The organism is Pantoea osteomyelitidis (genome assembly GCF_044342975.1).
In the GTDB taxonomy this organism is placed as follows: domain Bacteria; phylum Pseudomonadota; class Gammaproteobacteria; order Enterobacterales; family Enterobacteriaceae; genus Pantoea; species Pantoea osteomyelitidis.
Map to the genome: position 1 here is coordinate 62059 of NZ_JBGFSN010000006.1, position 15347 is coordinate 77405.

14 protein-coding genes and 2 pseudogenes are annotated in these 15347 nt (G+C 50.9%); 8 read left to right on the top strand and 8 right to left on the bottom strand.

Annotated features, from left to right (window positions below):
• Positions 1-17 precede the first annotated feature (17 nt).
• The 3 genes from ABU178_RS16365 to ABU178_RS16375 all read left to right on the top strand — a co-directional run bounded on the left by ABU178_RS16365 (position 18) and on the right by ABU178_RS16375 (position 4275).
• Positions 18-1343, top strand: a complete 1326-nt coding sequence (locus ABU178_RS16365; RefSeq protein ID WP_397216808.1) for an MFS transporter — start codon at positions 18-20, stop codon at positions 1341-1343.
• A gap of 28 nt (positions 1344-1371) precedes the next feature.
• Complete coding sequence (locus tag ABU178_RS16370; protein ID WP_397216810.1) at positions 1372-2682, top strand: MFS transporter; 1311 nt, start codon at positions 1372-1374, stop codon at positions 2680-2682.
• A gap of 528 nt (positions 2683-3210) precedes the next feature.
• Complete coding sequence (locus ABU178_RS16375) at positions 3211-4275, top strand: VOC family protein (RefSeq protein ID WP_397216812.1); 1065 nt, start codon at positions 3211-3213, stop codon at positions 4273-4275.
• Between the two features lie 395 nt (positions 4276-4670).
• Here ABU178_RS16375 and ABU178_RS16380 read toward each other — a convergent pair whose 3' ends face one another.
• Together ABU178_RS16380 and ABU178_RS16385 are read right to left on the bottom strand one after the other, a co-directional pair.
• Complete coding sequence (locus ABU178_RS16380; protein WP_397216817.1) at positions 4671-6140, bottom strand: alpha/beta hydrolase-fold protein; 1470 nt, start codon at positions 6138-6140, stop codon at positions 4671-4673.
• Positions 6141-6270: 130 nt separating this feature from the next.
• Positions 6271-6924 carry an O-methyltransferase gene (locus tag ABU178_RS16385; RefSeq protein WP_397216819.1) on the bottom strand — a complete coding sequence of 218 codons (654 nt, stop codon included), beginning with the start codon at positions 6922-6924 and terminating at the stop codon, positions 6271-6273.
• A gap of 115 nt (positions 6925-7039) precedes the next feature.
• Between ABU178_RS16385 and ABU178_RS16390 the strand changes: the two genes are divergently transcribed.
• A complete protein-coding gene (locus tag ABU178_RS16390; protein WP_397216820.1) occupies positions 7040-7699 on the top strand; it encodes a TetR/AcrR family transcriptional regulator in 660 nt (219 codons plus the stop codon).
• Positions 7700-7804: 105 nt separating this feature from the next.
• Here the strand turns inward: ABU178_RS16390 and ABU178_RS16395 are convergent, their stop codons facing one another.
• The gene (locus ABU178_RS16395; protein WP_397216821.1) at positions 7805-8953 is read right to left on the bottom strand and encodes a methionine synthase; all 1149 of its coding nucleotides are present in this window, start codon (positions 8951-8953) and stop codon (positions 7805-7807) included.
• A gap of 426 nt (positions 8954-9379) precedes the next feature.
• Here ABU178_RS16395 and ABU178_RS16400 point away from each other — a divergent pair, with 426 nt between their 5' ends.
• Entirely contained in the window at positions 9380-9802 is a 423-nt protein-coding gene (locus ABU178_RS16400; RefSeq protein ID WP_397216823.1) for an NUDIX hydrolase, read from the top strand.
• Between the two features lie 7 nt (positions 9803-9809).
• Here the strand turns inward: ABU178_RS16400 and ABU178_RS16405 are convergent.
• The 5 genes and pseudogenes from ABU178_RS16405 to ABU178_RS16425 all read right to left on the bottom strand — a co-directional run.
• A pseudogene (locus ABU178_RS16405) lies at positions 9810-9947 on the bottom strand (GNAT family N-acetyltransferase); the annotation flags it as partial.
• Between the two features lie 204 nt (positions 9948-10151).
• Positions 10152-11033 (bottom strand): LysR family transcriptional regulator, encoded by an 882-nt coding sequence (locus ABU178_RS16410; RefSeq protein ID WP_397216825.1) that lies wholly within the window; start codon positions 11031-11033, stop codon positions 10152-10154.
• Positions 11034-11072: 39 nt separating this feature from the next.
• Positions 11073-11789, bottom strand: coding sequence for a DUF554 domain-containing protein (locus ABU178_RS16415; protein ID WP_397216827.1), 717 nt, complete (start codon positions 11787-11789; stop codon positions 11073-11075).
• A 9-nt stretch (positions 11790-11798) separates the two neighbouring features.
• The gene (locus tag ABU178_RS16420; protein WP_397216829.1) at positions 11799-12377 is read right to left on the bottom strand and encodes a UbiX family flavin prenyltransferase; all 579 of its coding nucleotides are present in this window, start codon (positions 12375-12377) and stop codon (positions 11799-11801) included.
• Between the two features lie 12 nt (positions 12378-12389).
• Entirely contained in the window at positions 12390-13871 is a 1482-nt protein-coding gene (locus ABU178_RS16425; protein ID WP_397216831.1) for a UbiD family decarboxylase, read from the bottom strand.
• Between the two features lie 578 nt (positions 13872-14449).
• Between ABU178_RS16425 and ABU178_RS16430 the strand changes: the two genes are divergently transcribed.
• The 3 genes and pseudogenes from ABU178_RS16430 to ABU178_RS16440 all read left to right on the top strand — a co-directional run.
• A complete protein-coding gene (locus tag ABU178_RS16430) occupies positions 14450-14728 on the top strand; it encodes a type II toxin-antitoxin system RelE/ParE family toxin (protein WP_397216833.1) in 279 nt (92 codons plus the stop codon).
• Positions 14728-15033, top strand: a complete 306-nt coding sequence (locus ABU178_RS16435) for a HigA family addiction module antitoxin (RefSeq protein WP_397216835.1) — start codon at positions 14728-14730, stop codon at positions 15031-15033. Before ABU178_RS16430 ends, ABU178_RS16435 begins: the two co-directional genes overlap by 1 nt.
• A 95-nt stretch (positions 15034-15128) precedes the next feature.
• Positions 15129-15254, top strand: a pseudogene (locus ABU178_RS16440) (GntR family transcriptional regulator); the annotation flags it as partial.
• Between the last annotated feature and the right edge of the window lie 93 nt (positions 15255-15347).

Below are 15347 nucleotides of genomic sequence, written 5' to 3' on the forward strand. Positions count from 1 at the left end.
ATTTCAGGAGTGACATCATGGATGCAACATCCCAGCTTGCTGTTGAAGCAGGCGAGGCTCGTGTGGAACTGAACCCGCGCCAGCTGCGCCTGACGCTTATCTCTTCCCTGATCGGCACAGCGCTTGAATGGTACGACTTCTACCTCTACGGCACCGCCGCGGCGCTGATTTTCAACCATTTGTTCTTCCCGTCGCTGTCGCCGCTGAGCGGTACGCTGGCAGCGTTCGCCAGTTACGGCGTAGGTTTTCTGGTAAGGCCCATTGGCGGGCTGTTCTGGGGCTATATTGGCGACAAGTATGGGCGCCGGCCAGTGCTGATTGGCACGCTTATCCTGATGGGCCTCAGTACTACGGCGATTGGCCTGCTGCCGGGCTACACCAGCATCGGCATCGCCGCGCCGCTGCTGCTCACTTTGCTGCGCCTGCTACAGGGTTTTGGCGCCGGCGCCGAGTTCAGCTCCGCCATTACGCTTAATGCGGAAAAAGCGCCAGCCCGTCGTCGCGGCTTTTACGCCAGCTGGTCGGGTGTGGGCATCGGCTGCGGCGTGCTGCTCTCCGCTTCAGCCTTTGCACTGGCGCAACAGCTTCCGCAGGAGGATTTTATGAGCTGGGGCTGGCGTGTGCCGTTTCTGCTCAGCATCGTGGCGGTGTTCGTTGGCGGTGCGATCCGGCTTTACGTTTCGGAGTCCCCGGTATTTCGCAAGCTGGCTTCAGAGCAGAAGCTGGAGCGTGCGCCGTTCGTGGCGGTATGGCAGCACCAGCGCCGTAATTTTTTTGTGGCGCTGGGGGCGCGGATGGCAGAGAACACTGCCGGTTTCTTCCTCCAGGTGTGGACCATCTCTTATGTTACGCAGTCGCTGCACGTCAGTAGCGCAATTCCGGTAACGGGCGTGCTGCTGGGGTCAGGCATCGGCTGCATCACCATTCCGCTGTTTGGCTCGTTGTCGGACCGTATTGGCCGCAAACCGGTATATATAGGCGGGGCACTGCTGTTTGGTCTTGGCATGTTCCCGTACTTCTGGCTGCTCAACAGCGGTAATCCGTGGCTTATTATCAGCGCAATGGTGGTAATGATCTCTATCGCTAACTATTCAATGTTCTCAGTGCAGGCTGCATGGTTCGCTGAGCTGTTCGATGGCCGCACACGCGTGACGGCAATATCCATGTCGCGCGAAATCTCGTCCATCTTCGCTGGCGGTCTGGCGCCGATTGTCGCCAGCAGCCTTCTGCTGTGGTCAGGCGGCCATTACGGCGCGGTTGCCACATACATGATCGTCCTGAGTATTATCACCATCGTTTCCGTGTGGCTGGGTCCTGAGACCCGCGGTTGCCGCCTCGACTAACCCCTTAATTCAGCGTCGGGAGTTCACCATGCACTCACAGGAATTGACCGCCAGTGCGGCGGTCAGTCATACCGCTACACGCGGCGAAATGCGCAAAATCGTCACTGCCAGCGTGATGGGCACCATCATTGAGTATTACGACTTCACACTCTATACCACCGCCACTGCGCTGGTGTTTAACAAGATCTTCTTTCCCGGTGAATCACCGCTGGTGGGGTCGCTGGCGGCGTTCGCGACATACTTTGTTGGCTACTGCGCGCGTCCGCTCGGCGGCGTGCTGTTCGGTCATTTTGGCGATCGCATTGGCCGCAAGTTCGCGCTGATGATGACGCTCGTTATCATGGGGCTTGGCACCTTCCTTATTGGCCTGATTCCTCCCTATGCGCAGATTGGCGTCTGGGCACCGATTGCGCTGGTGGTGCTGCGCTGTCTGCAGGGCATTGGTATTGGCGGTGAATATGGTGGCGGTATGACAATGGTGGTGGAGCACGCGCCGCCGGAACGGCGCGGTTTTTATAGCTCGCTGGTACATATCGGGGTACCTGCCGGTTTCCTGTTGCCTATCATCTTTATCACATTGCTGAACGTGATGCTGGATGAAGCCGACTTCCTGGGCTGGGGCTGGCGCGTCCCGTTCCTGTTAAGCGTAGTGCTGCTTGGCGTTGGGGTGTTCATTCGTAGCCAGATTGAGGAAACGCCGGCTTTCAAACGAATGAAGCGCGAAGGTACTCAGGCGAAAATGCCGGTGCTGGAGGCGTTGCGACATCATACGCGCGATGTGTTGCTTGGCATCGGTGCGAAGATTGCCGAAAGCGGTCTGTTCAATATTTATGCCGTGTTCGCCATCAGCTACTGCGTTAACGTGCTGGGAATGAAGAGCCAGATTATCCTCTACGGCATTCTTCTAGCCTGTCTGCTGGAGTGCTTTACGCTACCGCTGTTTGGCCGCATGGCGGATCACTTTGGCAAAAAGCGGGTTTATATTGGTGGCATGATTGTGCAGGCGCTGCTTGCCTGGCCCTTTATGCTGATGCTGGCAAGCGGTCAGCTGGCGCTTATTTATCTGGCTATTGCGCTCGGCCTGGCGATAGGGCACGGCAGCACTTTCGGCGCACAAGGCGCGTTTTTCTCCTCGCTGTTTCCAGCGCGCGTGCGCTACAGCGGTTTGTCACTGGTGCAGCAGATCGGTCCCATTCTCGGCGGCGGGTTATCACCCATGGTTGCCACCGCACTGTTGGTGAGCGGCGAAGGCTATGGCTGGGTGATTGGCTATATGATCTTTATGGCGCTGCTCTCTGCAGTGAGTGCGGGATGCCTGCGCGATGCAAAAATGGAATAAGGTTCCGCAAGCGGCCTTCAATAAAGGCAGGCCCGGCGATAGCGACGGCAAGGATGCCTTCACATTTCTTAAAAGCAAAATTATTAGAAGCACTTACTAAAACAGTTCTCCATGCTTCCGTAGGTTACCGAAGCGGTGTCATGGACGAAATTAGTTGAAACTCGACTACTGAGTAGCCCCCCATTTAAACCGGAGCTTCATGATCAAGCTACAAAGCTTTACCTGCAGGAACAGGCTGATGTAGAAATTTGAGTGAAATCTTAAAAGGCACTCCGGTACTGACCGTAACTCTATGCATTACCAGGCAAGCTGACAGCTCCAGCTCGTAAAATCGTCTCCTCAAATAAATTATGTGTATTGCCGCAAATTATTTGTTCCGATTGGTTAAAAGCCTTTCGGATCAACTCTGTGATCACGCAATCAATCTCAATAAATTTGGCATTGCCGATTTTACACCCATATCTGCGTGTTACCGCCGTCACATTATAAAAGAAACTCATACCCCCAAAGATAAAACCGACTCTGTTGTTGGGCGAAAGGCAGATAACTTATTCCTTACTTAAATTAAAGACAAAGCGTCGGTACGCCTACACAAATAGGGAGGTCTTCATGACAAATCAAATTACGGAACCCTGTTATGATATTGCACATCTTGCACATGTTGAGATTTATACTGACAAATTTGAGGAAAGCCTTAATTTTTTTGTCAACGTATATGGTCTTACCGTTTCGGCCCAGGATGAAAATCATGCATGGCTGCGTGCCTGGGATGATTATGAATTTCATACCCTGAAGTTGACGCGCCATCATACCACCGGCGTGGGGCATATTGCCTATCGCGCCAGCTCGGAAGCGGCGCTGATGCGACGTGTGGCGGCAATTGAAGCCACTCATTATGAAGTGATCGGCTGGGTGAATGATGACCAGGGACATGGCCGTGCCTTCCGCTTCTCGGACCCTTTCGGTCATATATTTGAGATCTACTATGATACCATTCGCTATCAGGCTGAAGCGGGTGAGCGCCCGTCATTAAAAAATCTGGCGCAACGCTACCATGGCCGTGGAGCTTCTCCTCGCCGTCTCGATCATCTTAACCTGTTGGCTGAAGATGTCGGTGAGTTCAAAAACTTTATGGAAATCTGCCTCGGCTCTCGGGTCACCGAGATGATTCAGCTTGATAACGGCCGTATTGGCGGTTGCTGGTTTACCATCAACAATAAAACTTACGACCTGGCCTGCACTGAAGAGCATGGCGGAGGCAGAGGTCGTCTGCACCATTTGACCTATGCCACAGACAGTCGAGAGGATATCCTGCGTGCTGCTGATATTTTTCTCGAAAATGGCGTACATATTGAGACCGGCCCACATAAGCATGCGATTCAGGGGACCTTCTTTCTTTATGTCTGGGAACCTGCGGGTAACCGCGTGGAGCTGGCAAACTCAGGCGCTCGTCTGATACTGGCTCCGGATTGGCAGCCTGTGGTGTGGACCGAGACAGAACGTAAAAAAGGGCAGGCGTGGGGATTAAAGACTATCGAAACCTTCCATACGCACGGCACACCGCCGATGCCAAAGGATGCAAAAAAAGATTAATGCCTTTGTTGTAAGCTGCCTTATTGAAAGGAAATAGCACTTACAGACCAAATGCATAGCATTTAAATCTTAATCCGATTTTCTGCCTGAACAGGCAGAATTTCTGCTCAATGCTGTGCGTGAAAGTCGACAAGTGACGATTTTGGCGAAAACTGCCGGTTGATGACGGATATGTCAGCGGAATGTAAGCTTTGCCACTCTATCCTGATTTTTCACTTTGGTAACTTCTGAATTTAACCATGACAACACTGGCGCGCATAATCATCATTATGTTAAATAAGCGAGGGGTTTTAACCGCCATCGCATAAGCATGCCAGAAAAGCAGTGACCCAAAATGAGCCTTACGTTGGGTCACTGTTGGCACATCTCTTACCACCAGGCAGAAAGCAGGCTTATTACCTTTTAATCTGATTAAACAGCCATTCACGCGCCGCACGAATATAAAAGAACTTACGCGCAGAAGCCATATGATCGATTCCTTTGAACGTCAGGAAAGTGATGTTACCCCCCTCTGCCAGATAGCCATTTATCTGATCGGTCAGCTTATGCTGATCGTCGACAGGGAAAATAAGCGCGGGATCCAGCATCTCAGTTGGCCGGGTGACATGCGCTCCCGCCTGCTGCCAAACCGGTAAACATTTCTCATTCCATGGCGTAGCCTTGTTGTCCTCAGAGCCGGTGATTATCAACAGATTCTGATTAGCAAGTGTAACCACATCTTTGGGTCGCTGTTGTCCCGCTATAATCAGCCCGGCCGTGAACGTTTCAGGGTGTCTGGCCATCAACCACAGTGAGGTCATCGCCCCCATTGACCATCCCGTGCAGTAAACGCGCGAAGGATCGATTCTCAGCACTTTATCCCTGCGGTCTTCCAGATTAGGATTGCCAAAGTCCCATGTATTACTCAGCAAAGACTGTACCAGGCGCCATGTGTTTTCGACATCACTGGTATGCTCCCAGTAATCATTCATTGTGGTCCGTTCATAGCGTGGCGTGACGACCACACATTCACGCAGCGCCTGTTCTTCCGGCATGCTCCAGATTGAAGCAATACACTGTTCTGTCAGCGTTTGTTCGCAGGTTCCATCATAACTGGTGCCTGAATGCGTGATAGCCAGCACTAATGGGTACGCTTTCTTTTCACCGCCCGGCTTCAAAAAAGATTTTGGCAGGTAAATGCTGTATTCCAGCCACGCAGAACGCGTATCATCCCACCACCAGTGATTTTGCTCCCAGTCATCAACGCCACGGATGACAACATTCATGCCGTGTGAAGCGGTATTGTCCCATCGCTTGTTGCTTGCGGCGTAATTGCGGCCTGCCAACGTTCTGACGTCTTTCATTTGCATCAACGATACGATATCACTGTCGGTCGTTGGCAGGCTGAGATCAGGGTTGTGGCTGAACTCTACAATCACATACCTGCCCGTTACGCTGGTTTTTTCTGGCAGCATCGCGGGTTCAGTATTGGTATAAATAACTTTCACAGCACGTATCACAGGGGCAGCCTGCGTTGCGTTTTTATCCGGTTCGTTGGGCATGCCGGCAAAGAACCCATCGGCAGCCGGAACAACGCCTGTCTGATAGGTGTCAGGGGTCAGGCTGGCAGGATCGATATCCGCATCATATTCAGCCGCAATGCCGAAAACTTTTTCTCCGCCGCCCGTAACCTCACAAAGCGCAAAAATACGTTGCAAGCCAGGCTCTTTTTTGATGGCGTCGTTATTACTGTCACCTTTCGTTGCGGCAGCCATAAATCCATTTTTATCCGCTGCTCTGGCTCCTCGGATCATGCCTGTAGAAGATATTGCTCCGGCCAACAGGGTTCCGGCGACCATAAAATTTCTTCGTGATATATCTGCCATATCTGTTTCCTGATTGAAACTGTACTTCATGTGGTTGGCGCCCGCATGTATTTCAGCTGACTAATGTTACCGAAGCGGGGGGCAGAAAGAGCAGGTACAAACACGATTTATTTACATCGGGTAAGTCTGGCTAGCTGATCTTTACAGCCAACTCCGTACCGCGCTTGATAGGTAGCGTGACAGAGATAAAACCATTAGCCGGGTCACGAATATAGTCAAGGAAATCGGGTTCCGCGTTGTCGTTAAGCACATATCCTCCCACGCGTAACTGAGGCGCCATGATTTCAATCACCTGCCTTGCCAGAGTTGGGCCCTCAGACAGCGGCCATCCATCAATCAGAACAAAATCCACCGGGCCACCAACATCCCTCAGGGTTTCACGCGCATCTCCGATGCGAATATCAACAAATGACTCCAGTCTGGCCGCTGCCAAATTGCTGCGTGCGGTTTCTGCTTTTTCGGCCACCAGCTCAGCGCCTATAACCTGCCCTCCGCCATTATCACGCATCGCTGCAGCAAAATAGATAGCCGACATTCCTACTGACGTCGCGAAATCCACTACACGTGTCGCCTTCATTGCACGGCATAAGAGGTAAATAAGTTCGCCCTGTTCGGGATGGATCGAAAAGCCATAATCTGCGAACAATTCCGGATTGGGTGCCTCCGGGCCGGAAAAAGCCGATGCGTCGGGGTGCTTTCGACGGGTATTCATCGCTTTAATCGTCTCTAAGACTAAAGGATCATGAATAGCAGAATGACCGTGCTTTAATGATTCTGGCTTCATCAAGATATTCTCCCAGGTCAGGTTTAATCAGCCCATTGAAAAAAAATAGCTTGTATCAATTTACGGTACTTATCAAGTACCATTAAGCTGTATTTTTGGTCGGAAATTGCAATCTATGATGAAAATAAGTGACACAAAACATTCTGCTACACGCGGACGCCCGAGAAATCAGGATGTCAACAGCCGTCGGCAAGCCATTATTGCGCATGCTTATCGTGCATTTATTGAGTTGGGATTTGCCAGCACCAGTACGGCTGAAATTGCACAGCGGGCCAAAATATCTAAGCGCACCCTGTATGAAGTCTTTAGCGATAAAAAAGCGTTATTTGCTGCGGTGATCAGCGAACATCGCCATCTTTTGCTCGATCTGCCCAGGCCCGGACATGAACGCAGTTCTCTGGACGAGCGTCTCTTTCGTATTTTTCGATTGGACATAAGCGAAGAAGAATTTCAGGAGCGGGATGCTATTCTGCGATTAATGACCCGTGAATCCATCCTCTTTCCTGAACTCTCAGACTACCTCTATGAAAGTGAGGCGGTCAGGGCGCGTGAATTGCTGATTGAATGGTTACACGCCACGGCCCGGGAGAAAAACTTCCCGTCAGAGGAGATTGACGTTTATGCCGGTATGCTGATGGATACTGTGTTTAGTGCGCTAATGCCTTGCAGGCGTATTCACAATACGGCGTTCAGGAACAACATTACGGCAGAAATTAAAAAGCGCATCCAGATAATATTGCGGGGCATGGGGTGGTTGTCAGAAAAAGATTTGTAATCAGAGCAACAGATGCACGGAATCTGTCTGAAAGAGATCCTGCGGCGCGATACACCGCGCCGCTCTTTGCGAGAAGAAAGCCGCGTTCTTCCCGACAGTCAATGCTTAACGCCAGAGTTTCTTACTGGCGATATCGGCGCCGGCACGCATAGCGCGGAATTTCTCACGAACTACGGTCGGATGAACTTCCGGCTTATAAGTAGCTTGTGAAGAGAAACCACAGTCAGCCCCTGCTATCACGTTTTCTTTCCCAACGCGGTCAGCGAAGCGAATCAAACGTTCAGCAATCAGTTCCGGATGTTCAACCGTGTTGCTGGCGTGGCAAATAACGCCAGGAATCAAACGCTTACCGTGCGGCAGCTTAACTTCTTCCCAAATGTGATATTCGTGCTCATGACGCACGTTGCCGGCTTCAAATGAATAATCCGCCACGTTGATGTTCAGCATGTAACGGACAAACTCAATGAAAGGGACATCATGGATACGCGGACCTTCATTGATGCTGTAACAGGTATGATAGCGGATCTTATCAGCCGGGATGCCGCGCAGCGCATGATTGAGGATTTCAACGTATTCACTGGCTTTAGCCATGATTTGCGCATTATTCAGATGCGGATCGGCAAACAGGTCGGGCAGGAAGGGATCATCAATTTGCAGGCTAAAACCTGCATCGATGATGGCTTTATATTCTACGCGTAACGCTTCGGCTACCGCAGAGAGATAATCTCCTTCCCGCTCATAGAATTCGTTGCTGCCCACGCCCGTTGGCGCCACGGATGGCACAAACACACCGAAAGCATTGGCAGCCGTGGCGGCGTCACGCAGGTTCTTCAGGTCGCGCTGGAGCTGTGCCACACCGTGGTAGGAAATCGGACCGGTGCAGGCAACGGGCACAAACGGCACCAGGTTTCCGCCCAGCATCGCTTCGCCAAAATATTGTTTATAGTATTCCGGGAAGGCATTCACTTCAGCATCAAAAGCGGCATAGCCCTGTCCCGGACGGGGTTCAAAACCGGCCATTCTGTCGCGTACGTAGGCAAAGAAGCCAACTTTAGACATTTCACCGTCGGTAACGATATCAATGCCATCGGCTACCTGTTGTTGCACAGATTCAAATACCGCATCGCGAATCTCGCTTTCCAGCTCGGCATTATTCTCCGCGCCCTGAATATTGGCTTTCATGACGTCAAGCAGCTTAACCGGACGAGCAAGGCTACCGACGTGGGTGGTTAAAATACGGTTTTCAACTGACACCATGTTCTCCCTGAAGGATGTGGTTTGCAAACGGGTTCGATAACAGCATGTTTCGCGCCCTGATTTTGGGTCAACATACCTAAATACAAAAAGAAAAACATGTCAAACCCAAATAGGCGCGCCCTGAATGCTCTGGCGGCAGGCTATTGATGACGGCTCTTCGACAATGAGCGTTCAGGTCGTTCGCCTTAATGTTACACCGTAACGCAAAGCCGACCACTAATGGTGCTAAAGCGTGAATAAGTGGATCCGGGAAGGCTGATGATTCATCATTATCCCGGAAGCTCTGAAACTCAGCATTTTCAGGGCCAAAAATTTCACAGGACGACAAAGCCAGGCATGCCGCCTGGCGATCCGGGTGCAGACCTCCGGTTACCTGCTATTCAGACGGTACAATATTGACGGTCGTGAAGCTAAGGAGCTGCTATGTCACCGCAGACGGGAGTAGGTGTTTTAATTTTTCGTGACGGAAAACTATTGTTGGGACGGCGTAAAGGCAGCCATGGTGCGGGCGACTGGTCAGCGCCTGGCGGCCACCTTGAGTTTGGTGAGTCGCCGGACGATTGCGCGCGCCGGGAAGTGCTGGAGGAAACCGGTTTGCAGCTTAACAAGCTGCAAAACGGCGCGTTCGTCAGTGACATTTTCCCTGAGGTGAACAAGCACTATATTACGCTGCTGGTGATTTCGCATGATGCCAGCGGTGAGCCGCAGTTGCTGGAGCCTGAGAAGTGCGAAGGCTGGCAATGGTTCGCGCCGGAAGCCTTACCTGAACCGTTATTTGCGCCGCTGCGCAGCTGGCTTGCACGCGATGGGTTAGCGGCATTGCAGGCGCTGGCGCGAAAAGCCTAAAGCGCCACATTACTGTGACTTCTTCATCCGCAACCACGCGTTTTTCAACGTCCTGCCAGCCGACGCGGCGGTACAATGCCTGTTGATCCGGGGTATACAGCCACAGTGTGGAAATTCCACGCTGACGCGCTTCATCTGTCAGGCGCGCTGACTAAATGGGTGAGGTGGTGAAAACCCTCCAGGATGTGGGCGTGGCAGGAGTAATTAACGCCGTTCATCTGGCAGGAGGCGGCAGACCGTTTGAGGTAATTGATCACGAGAGCCCCTACAAGCTGTTGAGTAGTTATTTAAAACCAGGCCTCTAATTTTTATTGCAGAGAAGATGAATATAAGCCGCGTTATTGATCAATTATTCTTCTGTCTGCTCATGCGCTAAAGGCCATAACAGCCGATCTCGTGCGGTACTGAGCGTGACGATAGCCGGTTTATAGATCGCGAACGGCTCTGTCAGCGGGCAGGCTAGATATTTTCCCTGCTGGCTGGGCACATATTCTGAGCGCGGTATAATTGCCGCGCCATCAAAACCCTGCTCCATCATGTCCAGAATCAGCTTTGGCTCTGAGACCTTGATGCTGATATTCACCTGCGACATGGTATCGAATAGCTTACTACGTAATATTTCATAGGTTCCTTCTCCACCGATCCGGTGTAGCAGGATCAGCGGGACACCGCTTAAATCAGCAAACTGCAGTGTTTTACCTGCAAGCATCGCTGTATAGTGGGAGGAGATTACCGCCACGCTGTCTATCGGTGCCAGCCCACGAATATCCCACGATTGAGACTGGCCCGGCATCTGTATTAGCGCGATATCCAGAGTATGTTCGAGCAACATTGCTTCGAGATGACTGGAATCTGAAACCACAACATTGATATCCCATTCCGGGCGGTTGCGATAATAATCCAGCAACACAGGGTTGAAATAACGCAGATAAAGGTAAGAAAGGCCAATATTCACGACACGTTTTTTACGCGTGGCGATAGTAATGGTCTGCCGCTTAAGGCTGTTTATTTTGCTGAGAATGTCGCAGGACTGGCGGTAAAGAAAGGTGCCAGCTTCAGTCAGCACCATTTGGCGTGGCGTGCGGTTAAACAGCGGAGAGCCTATTTCTTCCTCCAGTTCCTGCAGCCTTTTACCCAAGGGCGGTTGTGCAATGTTAAGCAACCGGGCCGCTTTGCTGATCGAGCCTTGCTCAGCAATAGTGCAAAAGTACTGTAGTCGTTTCAAATCCATATTTTTTCCGCCATACGCTTACCCGTCACTACTGTAAACTCAGTGAATGAAGTGCGTCCAGAGATAGCTGACCGGCATTACCAGTACTAGTGCAGGCAGCATATTCGCGACCGGAAAAGATTTAATACCCGCGATGCGAAAACCTGCCGCCAGCATGACGAATCCGCCCGCTGCCGTGAAATCATTCATCATCGGTGCGCTGGTATGCGGCATAATCAGCACTGCACTCGACGCCAGCAGTAGTTGCACAATAAGCTGCGGAATTGCGATTACCGCCACTGCATAACCGAGAACAGTAGCAAAAATGGCGGCGGTAAAAATATCCATGATCGATTTTACTAACAGGATATTAGCATCATGCGTCATGCCTTCCGTCATTGCGCCAATTATGCCTGTACCGCTGGCGCAAAACAGTACCAGAATGGCAACGTAGCGTTCAGTGAAAGCGGCAGGATCCAGACCGGTATCCTGGTTCTGAAAGCGTGAAACCAGGCCTTTAGCCAGGTTGCCCAGGCGACCAATTTTCGTCTCCAGAAAAACGCTTTCACCCAGTGCAGCGCCAAGGATCAGTGCCAGAATAACCGCCGGCAAGCTGTGGATTTTACCGATCAGTACAATGCCTAAGCCCATTGATGCCAGGCCAAACGTCATCGGAAGCGCCACTCGCAAACGTTCCGGCACCTTGTTGCCCAAAAACGCGCCGGCTAAACCGCCCACCAGTACCGCGCTGCCGTTAACAAAAGGTCCTACAACCATGATTTCCCCTTAAGAATCGTTGCGTTGTTCACCCCAGCGCTTCAGATTGCCTACATCTAAATCAAACAGATCGAGGGCACGCGCCACGCTGTGATGAACCATGTCATCCACGGATTGCGGCTGCTGATAAAATGCAGGCACCGGCGGATAAATAATACCGCCCATCTCAGTGACGTACTGCATATTGCGAAGATGCGTCATATTGAGCGGCGTTTCACGTACCATCAGCACCAGCCGACGGCGTTCTTTCAAAATGACATCTGCTGCACGGGTTAACAGGTTACTGGTCAGGCCCTGCGCGATTGACGCCAATGAGTTCATCGAGCAGGGCGCAACCAGCATACCGAGTGTTTTAAACGATCCACTTGAAATGGAAGCACCTAAGTTGCTGATGCTATGTACCTCATCTGCCAGTTCAGTAATATCCTGCCGCTGCCAGTTTGTTTCCATTGCACGCGTGACTTCTGCACCTTTGGACACCACAAGATGCACCTCGATATCCTGATCGCGCAGCAGTTGCAGCGCCTTCATACCATACTGAAAACCTGACGCACCGCTTATGCCGACGATAATGCGCCTTCTGCTCACAACTCACCTCACTTATTCAAAATCGGGTAAAAAACGTTTCACATCGACATCTTTAAATTTTGAACGCTCAAATCTGGCTTTCATGTGCCACGGCACGGTGCAGTCAAAAACGGTTTTACAGGTCATACCCTGTTGCAGAATAGATGGACTGTATTGCGGTTCCTGCGAGGGATCGAGTGGATGGCAGCGAACGCCAGGAATAGTCAGTGTGTCGACATCACCCTGATAACGGGTCTGCATTGCCCACAGGATGTCATCGGTGTCGAAGATATCAACATCTTCATCCACCAGAATGACATGCTTGAGTTCAGAGAAAGCGGCGAAGGCAATTAAAGCGGCCTGGCGCTGGCGGCCTTCATCAACCGGTGAAGCTTTCTTAAACTGAATCACTGCCAGCAGCTTGCCGCCGCCTGATGTGTGTGCATTGACGTTCAGTACGCGGCCCGGCATAGCGCGATCCAGCATGTCGAGAATACTGGCTTCGGTGGGGATGCCCGCCATGCTGACATGTTCACCGCTCGGGCCTAGCGTGGTTTGCAGGATAGGATGTTTACGGTGGGTAACCGCTTTTACTTTGATAACAGGCAGTGCTTCTTTAGCTTCGCCGGTATAACCCGGAAATTCCGGCATTGCTTTGCCGGTGTTTGTGTTCTGGTCTTCCCGCACCCGTACGTTAGGCAACAGCTCACCTTCGATAACTATCTCAGCGTGGGCGATGGCACGTTCGTCAATCGACACGCATTGCGCCAGCTCTACCGGTTGACCGCGCAGCGCACCGGCAATGCTCAGTTCGTTAAAACCAAGCGGCGTAGTGGGCGGTTCAAAGCAGGCAGCAATTTCAATGGCCGGATCGACGCCGATACTGATAGAAATCGGCAGCGGCTGGCCCATTTTCTCAGCCTTTTCACGAAAAGCGTCAATATGTCGTCCAGGTGTCAGCCACATAGAAAGCTCATCACGACTCTGAATACACAGGCGGTGAATAGTAATATCAGATTCGTGCGTCTCAGGATCGGAGGCATAGCACATGCCCATGGTAAAATAAGGACCAGCATCTTCCTCTGTATTGGTCGGCGCTGGCAGCAAGGTGCGCAGATCGAAATCAGGACTTTCAGCGTAGTGCACAACCTCCTGACAAACGGGCTTTTCACTGATAACAACCGGAGCGACGGCATGATGAACCGAGTCGCGTAACAAAAAACCCAGTTTTTCTGGCGGACAGTCGAGCAAATGACCAACGCGTTCGCGGGTTGACATCAGACCGGTCACTACACGTACATCAGGAAACCCCTTGATCTTGTTAAACATCATGGCCGGACCTTTGCGGGTAGGGCGCTCACAGGTGCCGCCTGCACCAACGTAGCGATAAACGCCAGACAGTTCCGCATGCGGATCAACTTCAGTATTCGTACTGACAAATTCGTTTTTGATGGACTGCAATAATTCTATAGCCGAACGTAAATCGTGTTTTGGTTGTGAGTTATGCTCTGACATGTTTTTCTCCTGTGAGCGTTTGCGATGGAGAAAAACATAGCGCCGTAAAAGACAGGATAAAACTACCGTTTATATTTAGCATCCAAACCTTTTGGGTATGGGTAAATATAATCAATGCTGGCAATACTAATTGTTAGAATAATTAACATTATAATTTAATATTGTATGAATATAATTGGAGTTAATAATATTTAGCGATATTTTTATTCCAGCGCTGCATAAATGTTATTAGATATTAATGGATTATCAAGGAAATGTTACTTTCGGCATGATGTAATTTTTCTGATTGAAATAAAAAATCCCTATAAAAAAGGCGGGCCAGGCTCGCCAGAATATTCGGCTACTGTAAAAAAATGGGCTTTAGATAAATTAACAGCAATCAATCTTAATGCGCATAACGTTAATTATGTTAAATTAACTTTCTCATTGATTCATTTGTGGCTATGACAGCCCATGCCTGGCATCACTCTCGTTCTCTTCATTCACATCCACGTTATGCAACACGTGTATTATGGCCTGTTGCTTGTCATGCAACACATGTTATAGTGTTCCCTATCAAGCAACACTGAGAAACACGGATGATCAAAACCTGGCTACATAAGGGGCTTGAGGAGTTTTACACCACCGGCTCTACCCGCAAGATTAACGCAGCTCACGAAAAGCGGCTACGTACGCGCCTGAGGGTGATTGACCTGGCTGAGAAAATTGAGGATATGAACCTTAGTGGCTACAGGTTGCATCCTCTTAAAGGTGACAGACAAGGCATCTGGTCTGTCACGGTTACAGGAAACTGGCGTATTACTTTTGAATTTAAAGACGGTGACGCCTACATTCTGAATTATGAGGATTACCACTAATGACTATGCATAATCCCCCGCATGCGGGTGAAATCATTGCCGATATCATGGAAGATCTCAACATCGGTATCAGAGAGCTGGCGCGTGCTTTGGCTATAGCACCCTCTACGGCTTCACGAATGGTGTCGGGAGCGACAGCGGTAACGCCAGAGATGGCCATTAAATTATCGGCCGTGATTGGTAGCACGCCCGCGATGTGGCTGCGCATTCAGGCAGCCTATGATTTAGACCGGGCAGCCAAAACCGTTGACCTGTCGGTACTGAATACCAGCTTCAAGCCTGGTCCACTACACGGCGTTAACTAAAGCCTGTGTTGAGGCTTCATTCTGGCAAGTAGCGTCTGTCGTGTAAGGGCTGACGCTGCACAGTGTTGCCGTTAAAGCTCCTGACCTAATGCTTTCGTCAACTAGCCGGCACGGTGGTCACCGGTTGGGCCCCGCTTCACAACCTCAGTCATTTCTTTCAGTACTTTCGCCTGCACGATAAAACCGGTGGATTGATGCAGTCAGAAACCACACTGCTGGAGCAGATTGAACAGTTTTGCTACGTGCTGATGATATCCACTCTGAACGAGAAGCGGACATCAATTCAAATTGAGCCGCCAGTTTCACTCTACGTG

Coding starts and splice junctions, on each gene's coding strand:
- ABU178_RS16400 (WP_397216823.1), top strand. CDS start 9,380: ATGTCACCGCAGACGGGAGTAGGTGTTTTAATTTTTCGTGACGGAAAA.
- ABU178_RS16415 (WP_397216827.1), bottom strand. CDS start 11,789: ATGGTTGTAGGACCTTTTGTTAACGGCAGCGCGGTACTGGTGGGCGGT.
- ABU178_RS16370 (WP_397216810.1), top strand. CDS start 1,372: ATGCACTCACAGGAATTGACCGCCAGTGCGGCGGTCAGTCATACCGCT.
- ABU178_RS16425 (WP_397216831.1), bottom strand. CDS start 13,871: ATGTCAGAGCATAACTCACAACCAAAACACGATTTACGTTCGGCTATA.
- ABU178_RS16380 (WP_397216817.1), bottom strand. CDS start 6,140: ATGGCAGATATATCACGAAGAAATTTTATGGTCGCCGGAACCCTGTTG.
- ABU178_RS16365 (WP_397216808.1), top strand. CDS start 18: ATGGATGCAACATCCCAGCTTGCTGTTGAAGCAGGCGAGGCTCGTGTG.
- ABU178_RS16385 (WP_397216819.1), bottom strand. CDS start 6,924: ATGAAGCCAGAATCATTAAAGCACGGTCATTCTGCTATTCATGATCCT.
- ABU178_RS16390 (WP_397216820.1), top strand. CDS start 7,040: ATGATGAAAATAAGTGACACAAAACATTCTGCTACACGCGGACGCCCG.
- ABU178_RS16435 (WP_397216835.1), top strand. CDS start 14,728: ATGACTATGCATAATCCCCCGCATGCGGGTGAAATCATTGCCGATATC.
- ABU178_RS16410 (WP_397216825.1), bottom strand. CDS start 11,033: ATGGATTTGAAACGACTACAGTACTTTTGCACTATTGCTGAGCAAGGC.
- ABU178_RS16430 (WP_397216833.1), top strand. CDS start 14,450: ATGATCAAAACCTGGCTACATAAGGGGCTTGAGGAGTTTTACACCACC.